The following is a 16,588-nucleotide window of genomic DNA, read 5'->3' as shown; positions in this document are numbered from 1 at the left end:
TTATTCATCCTCCTTGAAACCTGCATCTTCACCGTAAGATTCTGCCTCATCTTCATCCCAAAGGACCTCGCGTGCTTTGCCGCCCACTTGAATCGGACCAACAACGCCGATTTTTTCCATCTGTTCCAACAATCGGCTTGCTTTTGGAAAACTGATATTCAATTTTACCTGAAGATAAGAGGCGCTGGCTTTCCTGGTTCTGCAGATCAGACGTATTGCATCCTTTAACACTTTATCATCTTTCGAAGACTCTTCATTTGCCGCTTCAATGATCAAACCTTCCCATGGAGCCAATTCCGGTTCGCCAGTCGTTTTCGGTGTCAGCTTTTTCCATAACGAGACTACTGCATCAATCTCTTCATCCGTCAGTAACGGGCCTTGAATACGAATCGGAACGTTCAAACTTGGATCAACAAAATACATATCTCCGCGCCCCAGTAATTTTTCCGCACCCTGTTTGCCCATAATGACCCGTGAATCGATTGCTGAAGCCACGTTCAATGCGATTCGTGCCGGGATGTTTGTTTTAATTTTTCCCGTAATAATTGTTGTATCCGGACGCTGCGTTGCGACCACCAAGTGCATACCGGTCGCTCGTGCGAGCGAGGCAAGCGTATCGATATATTCCTGTCCCTGCTTATCAACACCTTTGACAATTTCTGCCAATTCATCAATAAAAATCACAATATATGGTAACGGTTTCTGATGATTTTTTTCCGCATATTGATTATAGGATGAGAGTTTCCGAACTCCAACGGTCTCAAATAATTTATAACGGCTTTTCATCTCCTGAACAGCCCAACCCAGCACGGCAATGCTGCGTTCATATTCGGTCTCCACTTTTCCTAACAAGTGTGGCAGACCATTAAATCGAAAAAGTTCAACGCGCTTGGGATCGATCATCACAATCCGAAGCTGTTCCGGTGTGTTATTCATGATCAGACATACTGCCATGGATCGCAGACAAATTGATTTTCCTGAGTTGGTAGTGCCTGCAATTAAAAGATGAGGCATCTGTTCAAGATCAACGACCACTGGTGTTCCGGAAATATCACGGCCCAATGCAACACTTAAAGGAGAACTTTTTGACTGGAACTCCTGACTTTCAATCAGCGGACGAAGCCTGACTTTTAAGGCGTTCGGATTTGGCATATCAATTCCAATGAATGATTCTCCAGGAACTGGCGCCTGAATTGAGAGATTTGCCACTCCCAAACGCACAGCAAGATCTCTTTCCCGTTGAGCAACCTGAGCTACTCGGATTTTTTTCGGAATGACAGAACCTTTGCCACTTGATTTCTCCAACATTCCCGGCGTGACCTGATACTGAATTATCCCTGGACCGATACTGTATCCTATAACATCAACAGGCGTACCAAATTCTTCCATAGCAGCCTCAATATTGTGAATCGTTGATTCAACATCCGCTGTTTTTTCAATAAAACCCATCTCAGGCTCTAACAGATTCAATGGAGGGAGTTGATTATTTCTGATCATTCCTTTTTCGGATTCATCCTTGTTCTTTTTCTTTGGTTTTTTTTCGATACGTTTTTCTTCATGGTAAGTATCCGTAAAGAAACCAGTTTTTTCTTTCATAGAAATTTTTTGTCTGGCAGATTCATGCGCAATTTTTTGCGGATGATACACATGAATCTTCTGAATCTGCTTTCGAATTTGGCGAAATAAACCGGGAATTTTACGCTCCCAATGGAAAATTGCTCCGAGACAAAACAAGAACGTCAGCCCAAGAACTGCAGCCGCAAAAAAAGGTCCTGCCAGTGAAACGAGAAAGTTATCAATGATAAATCCAAAATATCCACCGGAAAATTTTTCAAAACGGTTCATCAGGCCAAAAACAGCCAAAATCAATACAATTCCAAAGAAGATTTTCAATTTTGGAACAATTAAAATTCTCGAAGAATGGTTTCGATATAGTATATAGAAACCAACTGCAAGGAGCAGAAAAGTAACCGCATATTTTCCAGAACCTAAGAAGAAGTGAATATCACCTGAAATTCTGTTTAGAAAATATCCTTCGGAGCGGCCCTGGAATCCTATCCATAATAATCCGGCGATCAGAAACATCATTAAAGCCAAAATATCGACCCAAAGAATAATACGTTGTCTGAGTCCAATGGATTTGTTTTTTTTGCCTTCTGTAAGAGTCGTCTTTTTTTCCATTTCCCGCCTAAATCATACCACGTAAGCGTTTTCCGCTCTATCATTCAAAGAATTGATTGTAATTCGAAATAGTGACTTGCTATTTGAATCAATTGGGAAACACTTGTTCTTTTGACAAAGAATTCCTCTCCATATTACGAATTGTTAAAGGATTGATTCAACAATCAAAGCAATCGAGAAAATATTTTGTTGCGTTGTTTTTATGCTGCTTATAAGAATAATGCAACCATTTTGAAAATTTTCCATCCATCGAATAACTGTTCTCTATCCCATTGTGTACCAATTAGAAATTTCGAAATTCTTTTCGAATTGCTGATTTTATTCTTTACTGTTGTCAGGACTTTTTTCGATTGTTCCATGAGAGGATTCATCCTCCATACGAATGAGCGTTTTTGCAATTTCTTCAATGGCAACTTTTTGTTTCCGATATAAATCTGCTTCTGAAATAGCCAGTTTCTGAGCAACTTCTTTTACTTTCTTGCCTTCAATAAATTTGAGCTCCAAAATATTGTATAAAATCCATTCTCCACTGATATTCCGTTCGCCGGCAGGGCGAATTCGCTCGATTGCCGCTTTCAACACCGATCGCAAGGCGTTGGTTGGGCTGTCTGCTTCATGGTTAAGTTCATTTCGAACAATTTCCAAATCCATTAAAGGATTTTCAGACAACCGTGGCCCTCCCCAGTAATGTGTCAGCGCATCTCGTACCCAGCCGCTGACATAAGTAAGGTCCAGTTTGGAGCGCGATTTTAACATCTCTGTCTGATTCAATGGGCTGACATCCCGAAATAAACCGATTTGATCACTTTCATTCACACTGCGAAGAACGCTCAATGCGCTGATGAGATACCAGCGCTGCCACAGTATAACCCTCGCTTTTTCAATCGCAAGCTGCAATGCGTTCCGATTATCATCGTCCAATTCTTCCGCAGCAGTACCGCTGATTCCAAGGATTGCAAGCAAAACAGAAGCATCATTAGAATTTTCTTTGGAAATAATTGGACAAATCACGCCGGAATCGTCCAAAATAAGTTCTTCACCTGTCTGCTTTTCTTCGAATATACGAGCAGGTATTTCGGCAATATTTTCCCAATCGGCTTCTCCGACCTGGATATAATCGTCAATTTTTCCCATCGGATCGATCACAGCAATAAATGCACCTTTTGCCTGAAATTTATCGGTGACAGCACTGATCAAAGATTCCAGATAAGTATTCAGCTCAGGTTTAAATACAACCATGTTTTCCAATCCGCTTACCAGAGAATAATCTTCATTGCCATAACCAGAAATGCTGTTTCGTTCCATCAGAGGCAGGATCAAGGTGATCAGAAATTCCAACATAACGATGGAGACAACCGTTAACAATGAGATCAAACCATCAATATTGATACCAAGGACTCCTGAGCTGCGTTTGATTAATGTTAGTATCCCCAACGTGGCGCTCGCTGTTGCCGGTCCGCGCAGCATCCATTCAAAGAGGCGCAATCGCACCACGCGATAGGACCAAGATACACAAAAAGTAGTAACCGAATATCCCAGCAGCAGCACCATAATCAGTATTACAAAATTTGCTAAATTGCTGATAATCCAAAAAAATAAAGGATGCTGAGAGACAAATCCTGATCCAAAAATTAATAACGGAAAGGTGCCTAATAAGACACCGATTGAGCTGAAAATGAGATAGGTCATCCTTCGGCGGCTGGTTCGTGTCCGGGTTCGAGAATAAGTATTTAAATAATTCAAAAACGAGGAAACTAACAAAATACCAAAGAATATCCAGAACCAGCCAGCAGTTTCAGCAGGAATCATGGTGGAACCGATGGTTTCAATTTCCCTCATTCCGGAAAATAATCGATCAGTCCAAAGCTCAATCAGGAAAAAGAGCGAGCAGCAATAAATAAAAACGATAAGAATCTTTCTCAATTTTTGCTGGGAGAAACCAGTCATTGTGAGCAAGACTTCAGAGAAATGGAAAAAGATTGCAGGCAAAAAAACGAACCCGGTCCAGTGAATTTTTTGCCAATAAAGCTGATAACTCAACAGGATTGTGGTATTTTCCAAAGCGTCCGCTGAATAAATCACTGTCAGAAAAAATAGCAAGGGTGCGAAAATTCTTGCCAATTTTTCCTTTCTTATGAAAAAAAGAATAAATAGAAATAAAGAAAATGTCGTTATGGCAACAGTTGCCGTAAGAATTTCATTTAATGTCTGTAAGAATGTTATGATCCACTTGATTGTGTTTTCCATTTTGTTTTATCGAATATTCTTTGCATAAAAAAGCGCTATTTCAAAATTTGAGAAATAGAATTCCTGATATCCGCAAAATTTGAAACCTCTATTCATCAGAAAATGAATGGCCGGATCGTTTTTGGCTTGAAGCGTAAAAACAAGTCTGGAGATGTGATTCTGTTGAGCCATTTCCTGAACTCCGGTTAAAATTGCAGTTCCGATCCCTTTTTTTCGATATTCCGGTTTCACACCACCCGTTTTAATGATGAACTGATTTTCGGTTTCATCAGTTTCGATTCTGGAAAAACCAACAATCTGATTCTCAAAGCGGGCAATTAATACTTCTTTTCGCTTTATCATATTTTCAAGTGCGGAAATGTTGTTCGCCTGAAATGGAACATGAATTGTCTTTGGTAGTTTGATTTTCTGCAAATTAATCGAATAAGAATCAAGTTCATCCATAATCTGCGATGTCCAAACAAATTCGCTGTCAAAATCCAGATCAATTTTCGTAAGCAAAGGACAATCAGACATATTTGCGATGCGTAACTCAATTTCTGCCATAGGTTTTTTCCCTTGATTGTTATTGTATCAAAAAACGCTCTTTTGATTTCCGACCTGCAATTCGAAATATGAATAGAATCCTTTGGTTTTCTGATTTTTTATTCGAAAAGTTAAACTTCATTTCGAATTGCTGATATCTGTCTAAGTGATATAAAAAAATCTGAATGATTATCGCTCTTTATTCAAGCAGTCAACTGTATTTTTCCAATTGATGGTTTCTGATGTCGCGTAAAGAAACTTTATTCTTTGTTCATAATACGTACAGCTACGTCACAGGGTGAACTTTCGACATTGTTCTTATCAACGATAATTAAACGGAGGACATAATCACCATTTGCAATTTCTGTTGTTGCCAGGACGCCCAACTGTCCTTCTAAAACGGGGAGATTTCCAGCTGAAATCGCAGTCCAGCTCTTCTGGTCATTAAGCAGCGAATACTGGTACTTATAGAAACCCATATCCTGATAATTGACAGTTGCCTTTAGCTCATACAATCCCGATATTTCTTCACCCGACTTCGGCGCAATCCACTCGATTTGTCCTGGAATGCATCCTGAAAATGTCTGATTTCCGAAAAATGGCGTTGGCGTTAGTAATGATTGATTTTCTCCAGATAACCCATTCTCACCTTGTGCAGCAATCTCCACTTTAGAATTAATTTGCATATCGGACGAAGCAGGTGAGAGAATTCCCATATCCGGGCCAACAGTCGGAACCGTTTCAGAAGAAATTTTTACCTGCGGCCATTCGGAAACTATAAAAGTCAGTGTGATAAATTCCGCAGCCAGCAGGAGCAATATCAGAAACACCATCACCAGAGAAGAATTCAACTTTGATTGTGCAGCGTCCCGCTCTAAGCCGAATATCGTAGCTCGCCATTCTCTCCAGGCACTGATGAGCCTTTTTAAATAAAGAATCCCTGTAATAATCAGAATTGAGTAGATCCATTTCTGATAGGTTGCCATGAAATTTAATAGGGATTCCATATTCACTAACCTTGAATAGATATGAAGGAATTATTTATGATTAAAACCAATACATTTCTCAAATTTGTAAGTCCTGAAAATGTTTTTCGGTGATAACGATAAGAGTTTCTATTTTATCGTATAACAATTTTAAACAGAAACGTAAAACGGCAGAATCTTAGCGACTCGAAAATCGGAAAGTTTTTTCGAAAAAAAAAAAGAGAAATTTCATTGTTTTGATGTTTTCGGCAGAACGGAAAATCACCAAAACAACAATTAATCTCTCCCATATTTTGAATTATCAGCAGAATCTGCACTCATCCCCTCCATGTATGATTATACAAGATATCCTCTGCCCCTCACGAAAAAGTAAGTCAAAATCAGTAATTTGAAAAAAAAGACTGGAAATTCGAATCAATAAAAAGATACTTCCATGAGAGAAACTATCAATCGTCGCAAATTCTATGCTGGCTAATTAAAAAGGATGAGCATAATGCTCATCCTTTACAGCTAAAATGATTCGAACGAAGAATTATATTTTTTGTTTACGCGTTTTCCTCTGGATCAATTTGATTAATTCAACAGCAGGAATCATAGAGAAAGCAAGAGCCATGGCAACAATATATTCATTGAAAGAAATCGGTTCGAATTCAAATGCTTTTGCTAATGCCGGAATAAATATGACGGTAGAGGTTAAGATTAATGACAAGATCATCGCTGCATACAGGTATTTATTGTGATATTTCATGGCAAAAATTGAATTATGCCTTGATCGCATATTGAAAGCATGGAAAATCTCCGCCATTGACATTGACAAAAATGCCATTGTCATCCCATCCGCACTCTGCGTAATTTCCCATCTGCCGCTTTCCATGAAATGTCCGATAAAGTAGGCTGCTAACGTTATGATAGTCACCAGAACACCTTGATACGCAACACCAAAGCCTACACCATCCGAAAAGATTCCTGCATTCGGATCCCTTGGTTTGCGCTTCATTAAATCTCCTTCAGCCCGTTCAATACCGAGCGCCAACGCAGGGAAACTGTCAGTAATCAAATTGATCCATAACATGTAAACCGGTTTTAGAATTTGGAATCCCATTAAAGATGCAAAGAAGACAGAGAGCACCTCAGAAGCATTTGAGGACAACAAAAATTGGATGACTTTAATGATATTGTCATAAATCCTCCGCCCTTCTTCAACAGCAGAGACAATCGTCGCGAAATTATCATCTGCCAGAACCATATCAGCAACGTTTTTCGTAACATCGGTACCCGTAATGCCCATTCCAACACCAATATCAGCGCTCTTGATGGAAGGTGCATCATTTACTCCATCACCGGTCATCGCTGTGACCATGCCCTTCTTTTTCCAGGTCTTCACAATTCGGACTTTATGTTCTGGTTGAACACGGGCATAGACACTGATTTTTTCGATATCTTTAAGGAATTGCTCATCACTGATATCGTTCAATTGACTGCCGGTAACCGCTTCTGAGGCATCTTTGATAATGCCGAGCTGCTTCGCAATCGCGACGGCTGTATCTTTGTGATCACCGGTTATCATAACTGGTGTAATACCTGCATCCCGACATTCGATAATTGCAGGGATCACCTCAGGACGGATTGGATCAATCATACCGGTTAATCCGAGGAAAATCAGATCATTTTCCATATCCGCAGCTTCAAAAGTTTCTGGAAGGCTCTCGAGGGGTTTCATTGCCGCAGCAAGGACACGCAATGCCTGTTCTGCCATTTCTTTATTCGCCAGGAAAATTTCCTGTCGGATCGTATCGGTCAGCGGTATCACTTCCCCATTGCGAAGGACTTTTGTACATTTTTTAATAACTTCATCCGGAGCGCCTTTCGTATATTGTACAAACTTGCGTTCTTCGCTATCGTGTACTGTCGACATCATCTTACGCATCGAATCAAACGGAGCTTCTCCCACTCTTGGAAATTTTTCTTTCAACTCGTTTTTATTCAATGAAAGTGATCTCGCATAATTTACCAGAGCACATTCGGTAGGCTCACCAATAGCATCACCAATGATTTCACTTTTTTCGTTCGTTGGCAATTCCGCGTCACTGCATAGAGCCATCGCTTGAGCCAATAGATGGATATCGTCGCCGTAAGAATCCACGACGGTCATTTTGTTCTGGGTTAAGGTACCTGTCTTATCCGAACAAATGACTTGCGCAGAACCCAGCGTTTCGACAGCGGAAAGTTTTCGAATAACAGCCTGTCGATGAGACATGTTGGTGACACCGATGGAAAGAACAATTGTGACAACAGCAACCAGCCCTTCCGGAATGGCTGCAACAGCAAGGCTGACAGCAATCATAAATGTATTAAGTACTGCTGCACCTGAAAAATTACCTGTTCGGATTAATGTAAAACCGAATATGAAAACGCAGATACCGATAACAAGTTTTGTCAGAATATTGCTTAATTCGCTCAATTTCTTTTGCAGAGGTGTTATTTCCGCTTCTGCTTCACTGATCGCCGTAGCAATTTTTCCCATCTCGGTTTTCATGCCAGTATGAGTGATTACAGCCAAACCGTGTCCATATACAACAGTACTTCCCATATAGCACATATTCTTGCGGTCGCCTAATGGGACATCATCACCATTCTCCAGATTTAAAATATCAATGAATTTATTAACCGGAACTGATTCTCCGGTTAAAGAAGACTCTTCAATCTTCATGCTTGCGCTAAATAATATGCGTCCATCTGCAGGGACGGCATCACCTGCTTCCAGATTGATCACATCCCCAACCACAAGATCTTCGCTGTTGACAACTTTTTGTTTTCCATCCCGCATCACTTTGGAAGTGGCGGCAGTCATTTTCTGCAGCGCTTCAATCGCCTGTTCAGCTTTATTTTCCTGATAGACGCCAAGCACAGAATTGATGATGACGACGATCATGATGATGAAGACATCAGCAAAAGATTCATCCTCCAAAGCCGCCATGACACCGGAAATAATGGCAGCTACGATCAGCATGATAATCATTGGATCTTTTAGCTGATCAAAAAAACGGCTCAATAAAGACGGTTTTTCGGCTTCAATCAGCTTATTTTTACCGTTTGCAGCAAGTCGTTTTTCAGCCTCGGCCTGACTCAGCCCGCTCCATTGACTTTCTACCTCTGAAAAAACACTATCAATATCCTGAGTATAATATTTCATTTTTACCTCTTTATAGAGCGTTTTGATATAAAAAAAGAGACTCAAAGAACCCATAACAGGTTCATGAGTCTTATTCTTTAAGAGGAACCGGGCGTAATAAGCCGTGCTGACGATTCAGTCCCGTATGGGAAACCATACGTGAATTACTCCCCCATGAAGTTGTCTCAAACGCAACCTTAATTCAATTGTAGCTGGATTTCATTCCAACATTTAATATCTTATCACGAAAATTCCAAGATGAAACAGCGATTTTTGAGCAATTCAAATTACTGTTGACAACCAAAGATCTGATTCAGATCACTCTTTTCGGTAATGTCAATAGCAGATCTGCCAATTCCTGCGGCAACGGAGCTTCAAATGTTTGAGGTTCTTTTTTCCCGGGCAGCGTAATTGTCAATTGATACGCATGGAGAAAATGGCGGTTTATTTCGAGTGAACTTTTATGATATCCATATAAAACATCCCCGACGATCGGGCATTTGATAAATGCAGCATGAACGCGAATTTGATGCGTTCGACCGGTTAGCGGATGTGCTTCAATTAATGTATGTTTTAAATAGCTCTCTTTTGTGAAATACTCTGTAACGGCATCGCGACTTTTTCCATTTGGAAGGACTGCCATTTTTTGACGGTGAATCGGATCGCGCCCTATCGGGGCATCAATTCTGCCAGTCGGAGTCGGCGGTTTCCCATCAACCAAGGCTAAATAGCGCTTGATTGTCTGACGATCTTTAAATTGTTTTTGCAGATAAATGTGCGCTTTTTCGTCTTTTGCCATCACAATGATCCCGGATGTATCCCGATCTAATCGATGCACCACTCCAGGACGAATTTCCCCGCCAAAACTCTTCAGATCATCACAATGTGCAAGCACAGCATGAACCAATGTGCCTGCCTCATGTCCGATCGATGGATGAACGACCATTCCAGCCGGTTTATTAATAATGATTGTCCGATCATCTTCATAGATGATATCCAGTGGAATCGATTCCGGGATTAATGCGACTTCTTTATCTTCAGGGAACAGTACTTGAATAGTCTGGTTAGAAGAAATGATTTGTCCGCTTTTTACAGCAGGAATACCGTCAATCATCACACGTTTTTCCTGGATAAACTGCTGAATTCGCGAACGAGAATAATCGGGCAGTTTCTGCACAAGGAACAGATCTAACCGAATCTGATCGATATCTTGTGTTTTGATTGTTTTCCGGATACCGGTCAAATCTTTGAAATCTTCAGTCTCTTTTGTCATGATTTAAAATCCGGTAGTTCAGGAATTTTCAAATCTTCGGAGTTATTTTGAAACTGGTCTTCCGTGATTTCATCATTGATCGCAATATTTTCTGCTCTGGAAGGATCATTTCCCGATGGGTTCCCGGCTGTGTGGTCCTGCAGCGTCCTTTTTGCTTCCTCATCTGCCGTCCACGTACCGATAATTAAAATGATCGCACCAATTACAATCCCCATATCCGCAAAATTAAAGACAGGGAAATTACCGATCCATATAAAATCAACTACATAACCGACATTGGGATTGATTCGGTCGATCAAATTACCGATCGCACCACCCAACTGAGCCGCGATTGCAAGTCTCCAGTAAAAATTGCTGTCAATCGTTTTCCGAAAAAAGACGAGAATCACAAATACAACCATCAGTCCAATGAGTGTAAACAACCAGCCGCGCCCTTGAAATAAACCGAAAGCAACGCCTGTGTTTTTCCAATGGATAATTCTGGCATAAGGTTCAAGCCACTCCCATGGCATCCAGGTTTCTCTTAATTGGAGATTTGTCCGAACAAGATACTTAGTAAATTGGTCTAAAACGACTATGATACCTGAAATCGCAAACATTTCCAGATAAGCCTTAATTTTTTTACTCAAAGGTTTCCTCCTCTGATTCTCATCCAAACCTTTTCGGTTTTTTATTATCGTCATAAAAACCGTTCGTTGATCATCATCGACATAAATTTTGAAATTCATTATAACAAAGGTAAATTATACGACAGCTGATCATACAAAGCGATTGGAAATAAGATAAGGATTAATTGATATTGTGTTAATTTGCGAGGAGCGGAATAGCACAATATCTAATTTTCGCTCTTTTCTCAGAAGTTTTTTCAAAAATTCGAATTACTGGAGAATATTAACAAACCATAAGTTATAATTTCTTAGAGGAGAATTATGGAACAAATACTTCCACGCATTATTTATCAATCAGATAAAGACATTAAGAAACCTTTAGAAATCAGTTATGAGAAAACTTGTGATTGCACTCCCAACAAACTGAATTGTATGACTGCAAAAGAGTGGATTAAATCTCAATTAGGTGTTTGGCAATTTACTTACGAAAAACGGGATATAAGAAACAAGGAAATACACCCCGCAACTTTCCCTATCTCACTATCGAAAAGAGTAATTGAATTGTTTTCTCACCAGGGAGAACTTATCCTTGATCCGTTTGTTGGCAGCGGGACAACACTTATAGCTGCTCAAGATTTAAACAGGAATGCCGTTGGATTTGATTTACAAGAAAAATATCTCCAAATTTGTAGTGAAAGATTAGACAATAATGCCGGACTATTTACAAATACATGGCAATTGGCAATTCAAGATGATGCACAAAATATTTCCTCATGGATTTCACCTGAGTCATTATCCCTAATTTGGACATCACCGCCTTACGCAAACCTTTTAAATAGATCAAGGAAAAATAAATCAAGAAGAAATAGAGATAACGGGCAACTTGGAAAAATTGAACAATACTCGCAAGATGAGCGCGACCTTGGAACAATGTCATTAGAGGATTATACCGTTGCTATGGGGGATATTTTTGAGAAATTGTTGCCCTTACTACAACCGAAAGCTCATTGCGTAATAAATGTTCCAGATATGTGGTGGGAAAATACAAGAATAACTATTCATGTTTCATTAATAGAAGAATTACGAAAACGTGGATATGAATTAAGGAATATCATTATTTGGGATAGGACCAATATTGTAAATCAGATAGGTATTTTTGGATGGCCTTCAAATTATATAACGATGGGGGTTACTTACGAATATTTACTTGATTTTTGGAGACCTCCGAAAGATGTCCAGTCTGAAGAAGACACAAGCACGATCGAGTCTACAACCTTATTGTAAATGAAATAAATACGAATGTAGTAAAAAAAATATTTCATTTTGAATGAAACATTTGAAAAATTGTTACATTCTTTTAATGCAATTTTGTGCATCGAAGTAACAAGTATTCAAGCAAGGCCAGTAAGTTATGAAGCGAATTCGCTTATTAAAAAAGTCAGAATTATTCTCTTCTAAGGAATATTCAGATAATTTTTGATATATCGCCATTCTAATAAACAGCGAAGGTACTTCTACCTGATCCATTTGAGGATTAATTAAAGAGGTTGTAATGCCAAAGATTTATACTAAAGAGCAACTAATCGCACGACTTCGAGAAATTCGGGATATGGGATGGGTTAAAAATGCAAGGCAGGGGAATGTCGGGGGCGTGGGAAATACTCTCGAAGATTTACTCGGAATAGAAGAAAATAACCTGCCAATACCGAACGCTTCTGAATGGGAACTTAAATGTCAACGGTCAAATACTACCAGTCTTACAACCCTATTCCATTGTGAACCATCTCCAACGGCGCTTAGAATTGTCCCATCAATCTTGCTTCTAAAGTATGGATGGAAACATGATAAAGCTGGCAAACGATATCCGTTAACGGAAATGAGTTTCCGTCAGACAATTTCAGGTGCAATACGTAGCGATAGAGGTTTTAAAGTTGTTATCGATAGAAAAGATAGGAAGATAACGATTTCTTTTGACGCAAAAGCCGTTGACCCGAGGCAAGCCGATTGGTTAGATTCAGTTTCTAACAAGGTCGGATTAGATGAACTTAATCCACAACCTTATTGGGGATTCGATGACATTTACCATAAGGCTGGAACGAAATTATTAAACACTTTCTATGTCCTTGCGGATGTAAGAAAAAATAGTGATGGAATAGAATTTTTTCATTACAATCGGATTTTAAAATTAACGAAATTTTCAATCGATGGATGGTTAGATAGTATTGAAGATGGATGTTTGTATGTGGATTTTGATGCAAGAACAGGGCATAATCACGGGACCAAATTTCGGCTAAAACAGAATGAATTGCCTCGGCTTTACAAAGCAATAGAAGAGATTTAAACTAATGCCATTCTGGTCTGTATTGTTGCTGAAAAGGACGAATTAATAATAAGGTTTCGGCGTTTGAAAACATGATAAACGCCGAAACCCAATTGAATCCACAATTCTAATGCTATTCAAACAACAGCATCAGTTTTGTTCCTTTTTACAGACTGTAAGCAAAGGACATTTCCACATCAACATTGACATTAACCAGACCTGGTTCAATGGAAGGAGAGACGGCTCCATCTCCTCCACCGCCCATTCCCATCATCGCTGAATAATCAAAACCGGATGAATTATCGCTGACTTTTATGGAATCAACGTTGCGGATCTTCACGCCAAGTTTCTCAGCGATTTTCTGGGCTTTGGATGTAGCGTCATCAATGGCCAGATTACGAGCTTCATCGTAAGCCGCTTCCCGTCCTGTAGAATCATAAGTGATTCCGGTGACATTATTTGCACCGTTATTGACACAGGCATCCAAAACAGTATTTAGTTTTGAGGCATCCCTGAGTGTGATTTCGAAGGAATAATAGACAGTATAAATATATTCGTCCGGTCCGGCAGTATTATCCCGGTAATACTTCAACGAGCTGTATAAAGAGTATGAAACGGTTTTAATATCGGTTTCAGCGATACCAATGGATAACAAAGCTGATTTCACCGATTCAACTCTCGATGTATTTTCGTTAATAGCTTCCTGGATATTCTCTTTTTCAGTATTTATCCCGATGGATATTTTTACAATATCCGGAGGCAGAGACATGACACCTCTTCCTGTAACCTGAATCAGCTGGACGCCGTCTGCAGATACCGCCGTGTTGAATCCAAGGAACATTGTCAATACAAAAACAACCAGTAAAATGGTCCGAGAATAATTCATTGTCTGCAATTTCATAAGTTCTCCATTTCTTTTTGTAATCGATTCTATTGATTAATACGATAATGAAACACTTTTGTTTCAATCGAAGGCAGATTTTTTAAATCAGACCCTATTGGGATTTTTTCCAGGTATCTGAAATAACAATTTGAACTTTAGGAAGGATAAGCTGCTGTTGTGTTGTTTTTCCCGATTGGTTCAAATAACATGATGATATTTCGAATTGCTTAAGAAGTTTTTTATTGATCTTTATTCACCTGTTATAATTGCTTTTGCCGGAAATCCGGTAGAAAAACAACCTTTCGAAATATGGAAAGATGATTTGGTATTGTGTCATTTTTACGTTCTGCGCAAAACGACACAACAACAGAATTTCTATCCTTTCTTAAAAGGGTTTTCCAAATTTCGACCTGATGATAAAAAAAATCACTATCCGGGAAAATCAGATCCCGATTGACGAAGAGGAATCATGCTTGAAAAAATAGACGCGATCGAATCACGTTATGAGGAGATTAATCATTTAATTGAACAAAACACGGATGACTTTCAAAAAACAGCGGAGTTAATGAAAGAAAGAGCAGAGATTGAGGAAATCGTGGAAAAAGGCCGGCTCTACAAACTGACTTTGGAAAGGATTGACGAAGCAAGGGAACTTGAAAAAGATCCGGAAATGTCAGAGCTTGCTGCTGCAGAATTGGAAGAATTGATTCCCAGAGTCACAGAACTCGAAAAAGAAATCCGCAATCTTCTGATTCCAAAAGATCCACGCGACTCAAAAAATGTCATCATCGAAATTCGTGCAGGAACAGGTGGCGACGAGGCAGCCATTTTTGCTTCTGATCTTTTCAGAATGTACAGCCATTATGCGGAAGCCCGCCACTGGCATCTGGAAATTCTTTCCGCAAATGAAATTGGAGTCGGCGGATATAAAGAAATCACCTTCATGGTGAAAGGCAAAGGAGCCTATTCACGACTCAAATTTGAATCCGGTACTCACCGAGTACAGCGTGTTCCGATCACTGAATCCCAGGGAAGGATACATACATCCGCTGTAACCGTAGCTGTCCTGGCAGAAGTGGAAGATTTGGACATTCAGATTCCGGAATCGGATATTAAGATAGAAGTATTCAAATCTGCCGGCGCCGGCGGGCAGAACGTTCAAAAGAACTCCACTGCAGTCCGATTAATTCACAATCCTACCGGGATGGTCATTACCTGTCAGGATGAAAGATCACAGCTCCAAAATAAAACCCGGGCGATGAGTATCCTGCGCGCAAGACTGTATGATATGGAACAGCAAAAACGTCAGGATGAGCTGGATGCAACGCGCCGTTCGATGGTTGGAACCGGCGACCGTTCTGAAAAAATTCGAACGTATAATTATCCCCAATCGCGTGTCACAGATCATCGAATCAATGTTTCTTCCTTTAATCTTTCCGGAGTAATGAATGGAGATTTGGATCTTTTTATTGATGAATTAATACTCAAAGATGAGACGGAACGGTTATCGGTATCAAATCAGGAATAGATCAAAAAATGACAATTGGCGAAGCGTTGGAGTATATCCGGCAAGCGCTGCTATCCAAGGATATCAGTGATACGCCATCGTTGGATGCTCAGGAAATCCTTGAAAAAGCAACCGGACTTCACAGACCTCTCCTTCTGTCACATCCAGACAAAAAACTTACTGAACCCGAAAAACAAAACATTCTTGAAATGACAGAGCGGCTCATAAAGCATGAGCCGCTTCCTTATATCCTTGGAGAATGGGGCTTTTTTGGAAATTCCTTCATCGTCACAGCAGATGTGCTAATCCCCCGGCCGGAAACCGAGATGCTTGTTGAAAAAGCGATCCGCTGGTTAGGAGAGAATTCAGATATAACGAACGCGGCAGACATCGGCACGGGATCCGGCTGCATAGCGTTATCGATTCTGAAATCGATGCAGAATCGGGAAATATATTTTACTTCCGTAGATCTATCCTATCATGCACTGCTGATTGCCAAAAAGAATTCTTCTCGAATGGGATTTGAAAAACAGAATCTTCTTGTCCAGGGAGATCTGTCCAGCCCATTGGGAGGATTTTTTGGTCTGGTTTGCGCGAATTTGCCCTATATTCCGACACAGCGCTGCAAAGAATTGGACGTTGCAAAAACTGAACCAATCCTTGCACTGGATGGGGGCAGCGATGGATTTGAACAATATCGAAAATTATTCAATGACATACAAAACAAACTGCTTCCGAAAGCAATGATATTATGTGAAATTGAATACTCACAAAAAAATCTTGCACTCAAAACAGCAAAAGCCTTTTTCCCAAGTGCAAAAATTGAAGTGGAAGATGATTATTCAGGCATGCCAAGAATTCTTTCGATTGAAACACAGGAGTAATT

12 protein-coding genes are annotated in these 16,588 nt (G+C 39.9%); 4 read left to right on the top strand and 8 right to left on the bottom strand.

Features of this window, described 5'->3' with window-relative positions:
* From ATC1_RS08060 to lspA, 7 genes are all read right to left on the bottom strand, one after another.
* Entirely contained in the window at positions 1-2,181 is a 2,181-nt protein-coding gene (locus ATC1_RS08060; protein ID WP_062280134.1) for a DNA translocase FtsK, read from the bottom strand.
* 318 nt (positions 2,182-2,499) lie between these two features.
* Positions 2,500-4,428 carry a hypothetical protein gene (locus ATC1_RS08055; protein WP_062280132.1) on the bottom strand — a complete coding sequence of 643 codons (1,929 nt, stop codon included), beginning with the start codon at positions 4,426-4,428 and terminating at the stop codon, positions 2,500-2,502.
* 6 nt (positions 4,429-4,434) lie between these two features.
* A complete protein-coding gene (locus tag ATC1_RS08050; RefSeq protein WP_062280129.1) occupies positions 4,435-4,974 on the bottom strand; it encodes a GNAT family N-acetyltransferase in 540 nt (179 codons plus the stop codon).
* A gap of 239 nt (positions 4,975-5,213) precedes the next feature.
* On the bottom strand, positions 5,214-5,960 hold the full coding sequence (locus ATC1_RS08045; RefSeq protein ID WP_152024267.1) for a hypothetical protein: 747 nt from the start codon (positions 5,958-5,960) through the stop codon (positions 5,214-5,216).
* A gap of 511 nt (positions 5,961-6,471) precedes the next feature.
* Positions 6,472-9,132 carry a cation-translocating P-type ATPase gene (locus ATC1_RS08035; RefSeq protein WP_062280120.1) on the bottom strand — a complete coding sequence of 887 codons (2,661 nt, stop codon included), beginning with the start codon at positions 9,130-9,132 and terminating at the stop codon, positions 6,472-6,474.
* A gap of 292 nt (positions 9,133-9,424) precedes the next feature.
* Complete coding sequence (locus tag ATC1_RS08030; RefSeq protein ID WP_082174711.1) at positions 9,425-10,384, bottom strand: RluA family pseudouridine synthase; 960 nt, start codon at positions 10,382-10,384, stop codon at positions 9,425-9,427.
* On the bottom strand, positions 10,381-11,013 hold the full coding sequence (gene lspA, locus ATC1_RS08025) for a signal peptidase II (RefSeq protein WP_201777261.1): 633 nt from the start codon (positions 11,011-11,013) through the stop codon (positions 10,381-10,383). Before lspA ends, ATC1_RS08030 begins: the two co-directional genes overlap by 4 nt.
* A gap of 300 nt (positions 11,014-11,313) precedes the next feature.
* Between lspA and ATC1_RS08020 the strand changes: the two genes are divergently transcribed.
* Both ATC1_RS08020 and ATC1_RS08015 read left to right on the top strand, forming a co-directional pair.
* On the top strand, positions 11,314-12,276 hold the full coding sequence (locus tag ATC1_RS08020; RefSeq protein WP_062280114.1) for a DNA methyltransferase: 963 nt from the start codon (positions 11,314-11,316) through the stop codon (positions 12,274-12,276).
* A 268-nt stretch (positions 12,277-12,544) separates the two neighbouring features.
* On the top strand, positions 12,545-13,333 hold the full coding sequence (locus tag ATC1_RS08015; protein ID WP_172667737.1) for an MvaI/BcnI family restriction endonuclease: 789 nt from the start codon (positions 12,545-12,547) through the stop codon (positions 13,331-13,333).
* 145 nt (positions 13,334-13,478) lie between these two features.
* Here the strand turns inward: ATC1_RS08015 and ATC1_RS08010 are convergent, their stop codons facing one another.
* The gene (locus tag ATC1_RS08010; protein WP_062280108.1) at positions 13,479-14,213 is read right to left on the bottom strand and encodes an SIMPL domain-containing protein; all 735 of its coding nucleotides are present in this window, start codon (positions 14,211-14,213) and stop codon (positions 13,479-13,481) included.
* A 451-nt stretch (positions 14,214-14,664) separates the two neighbouring features.
* Here ATC1_RS08010 and prfA point away from each other — a divergent pair, with 451 nt between their 5' ends.
* Positions 14,665-15,723 (top strand): peptide chain release factor 1, encoded by a 1,059-nt coding sequence (gene prfA / locus ATC1_RS08000; protein WP_062280102.1) that lies wholly within the window; start codon positions 14,665-14,667, stop codon positions 15,721-15,723.
* Positions 15,724-15,731: 8 nt separating this feature from the next.
* On the top strand, positions 15,732-16,586 hold the full coding sequence (gene prmC, locus ATC1_RS07995) for a peptide chain release factor N(5)-glutamine methyltransferase (RefSeq protein WP_062280099.1): 855 nt from the start codon (positions 15,732-15,734) through the stop codon (positions 16,584-16,586).
* Positions 16,587-16,588: the final 2 nt, after the last annotated feature.

This window comes from Flexilinea flocculi (assembly GCF_001192795.1).
GTDB lineage: Bacteria > Chloroflexota > Anaerolineae > Anaerolineales > Anaerolineaceae > Flexilinea > Flexilinea flocculi.
Note: the sequence above shows the minus strand (reverse complement) of the source record. Positions and strands in the feature narration are given on the sequence as shown.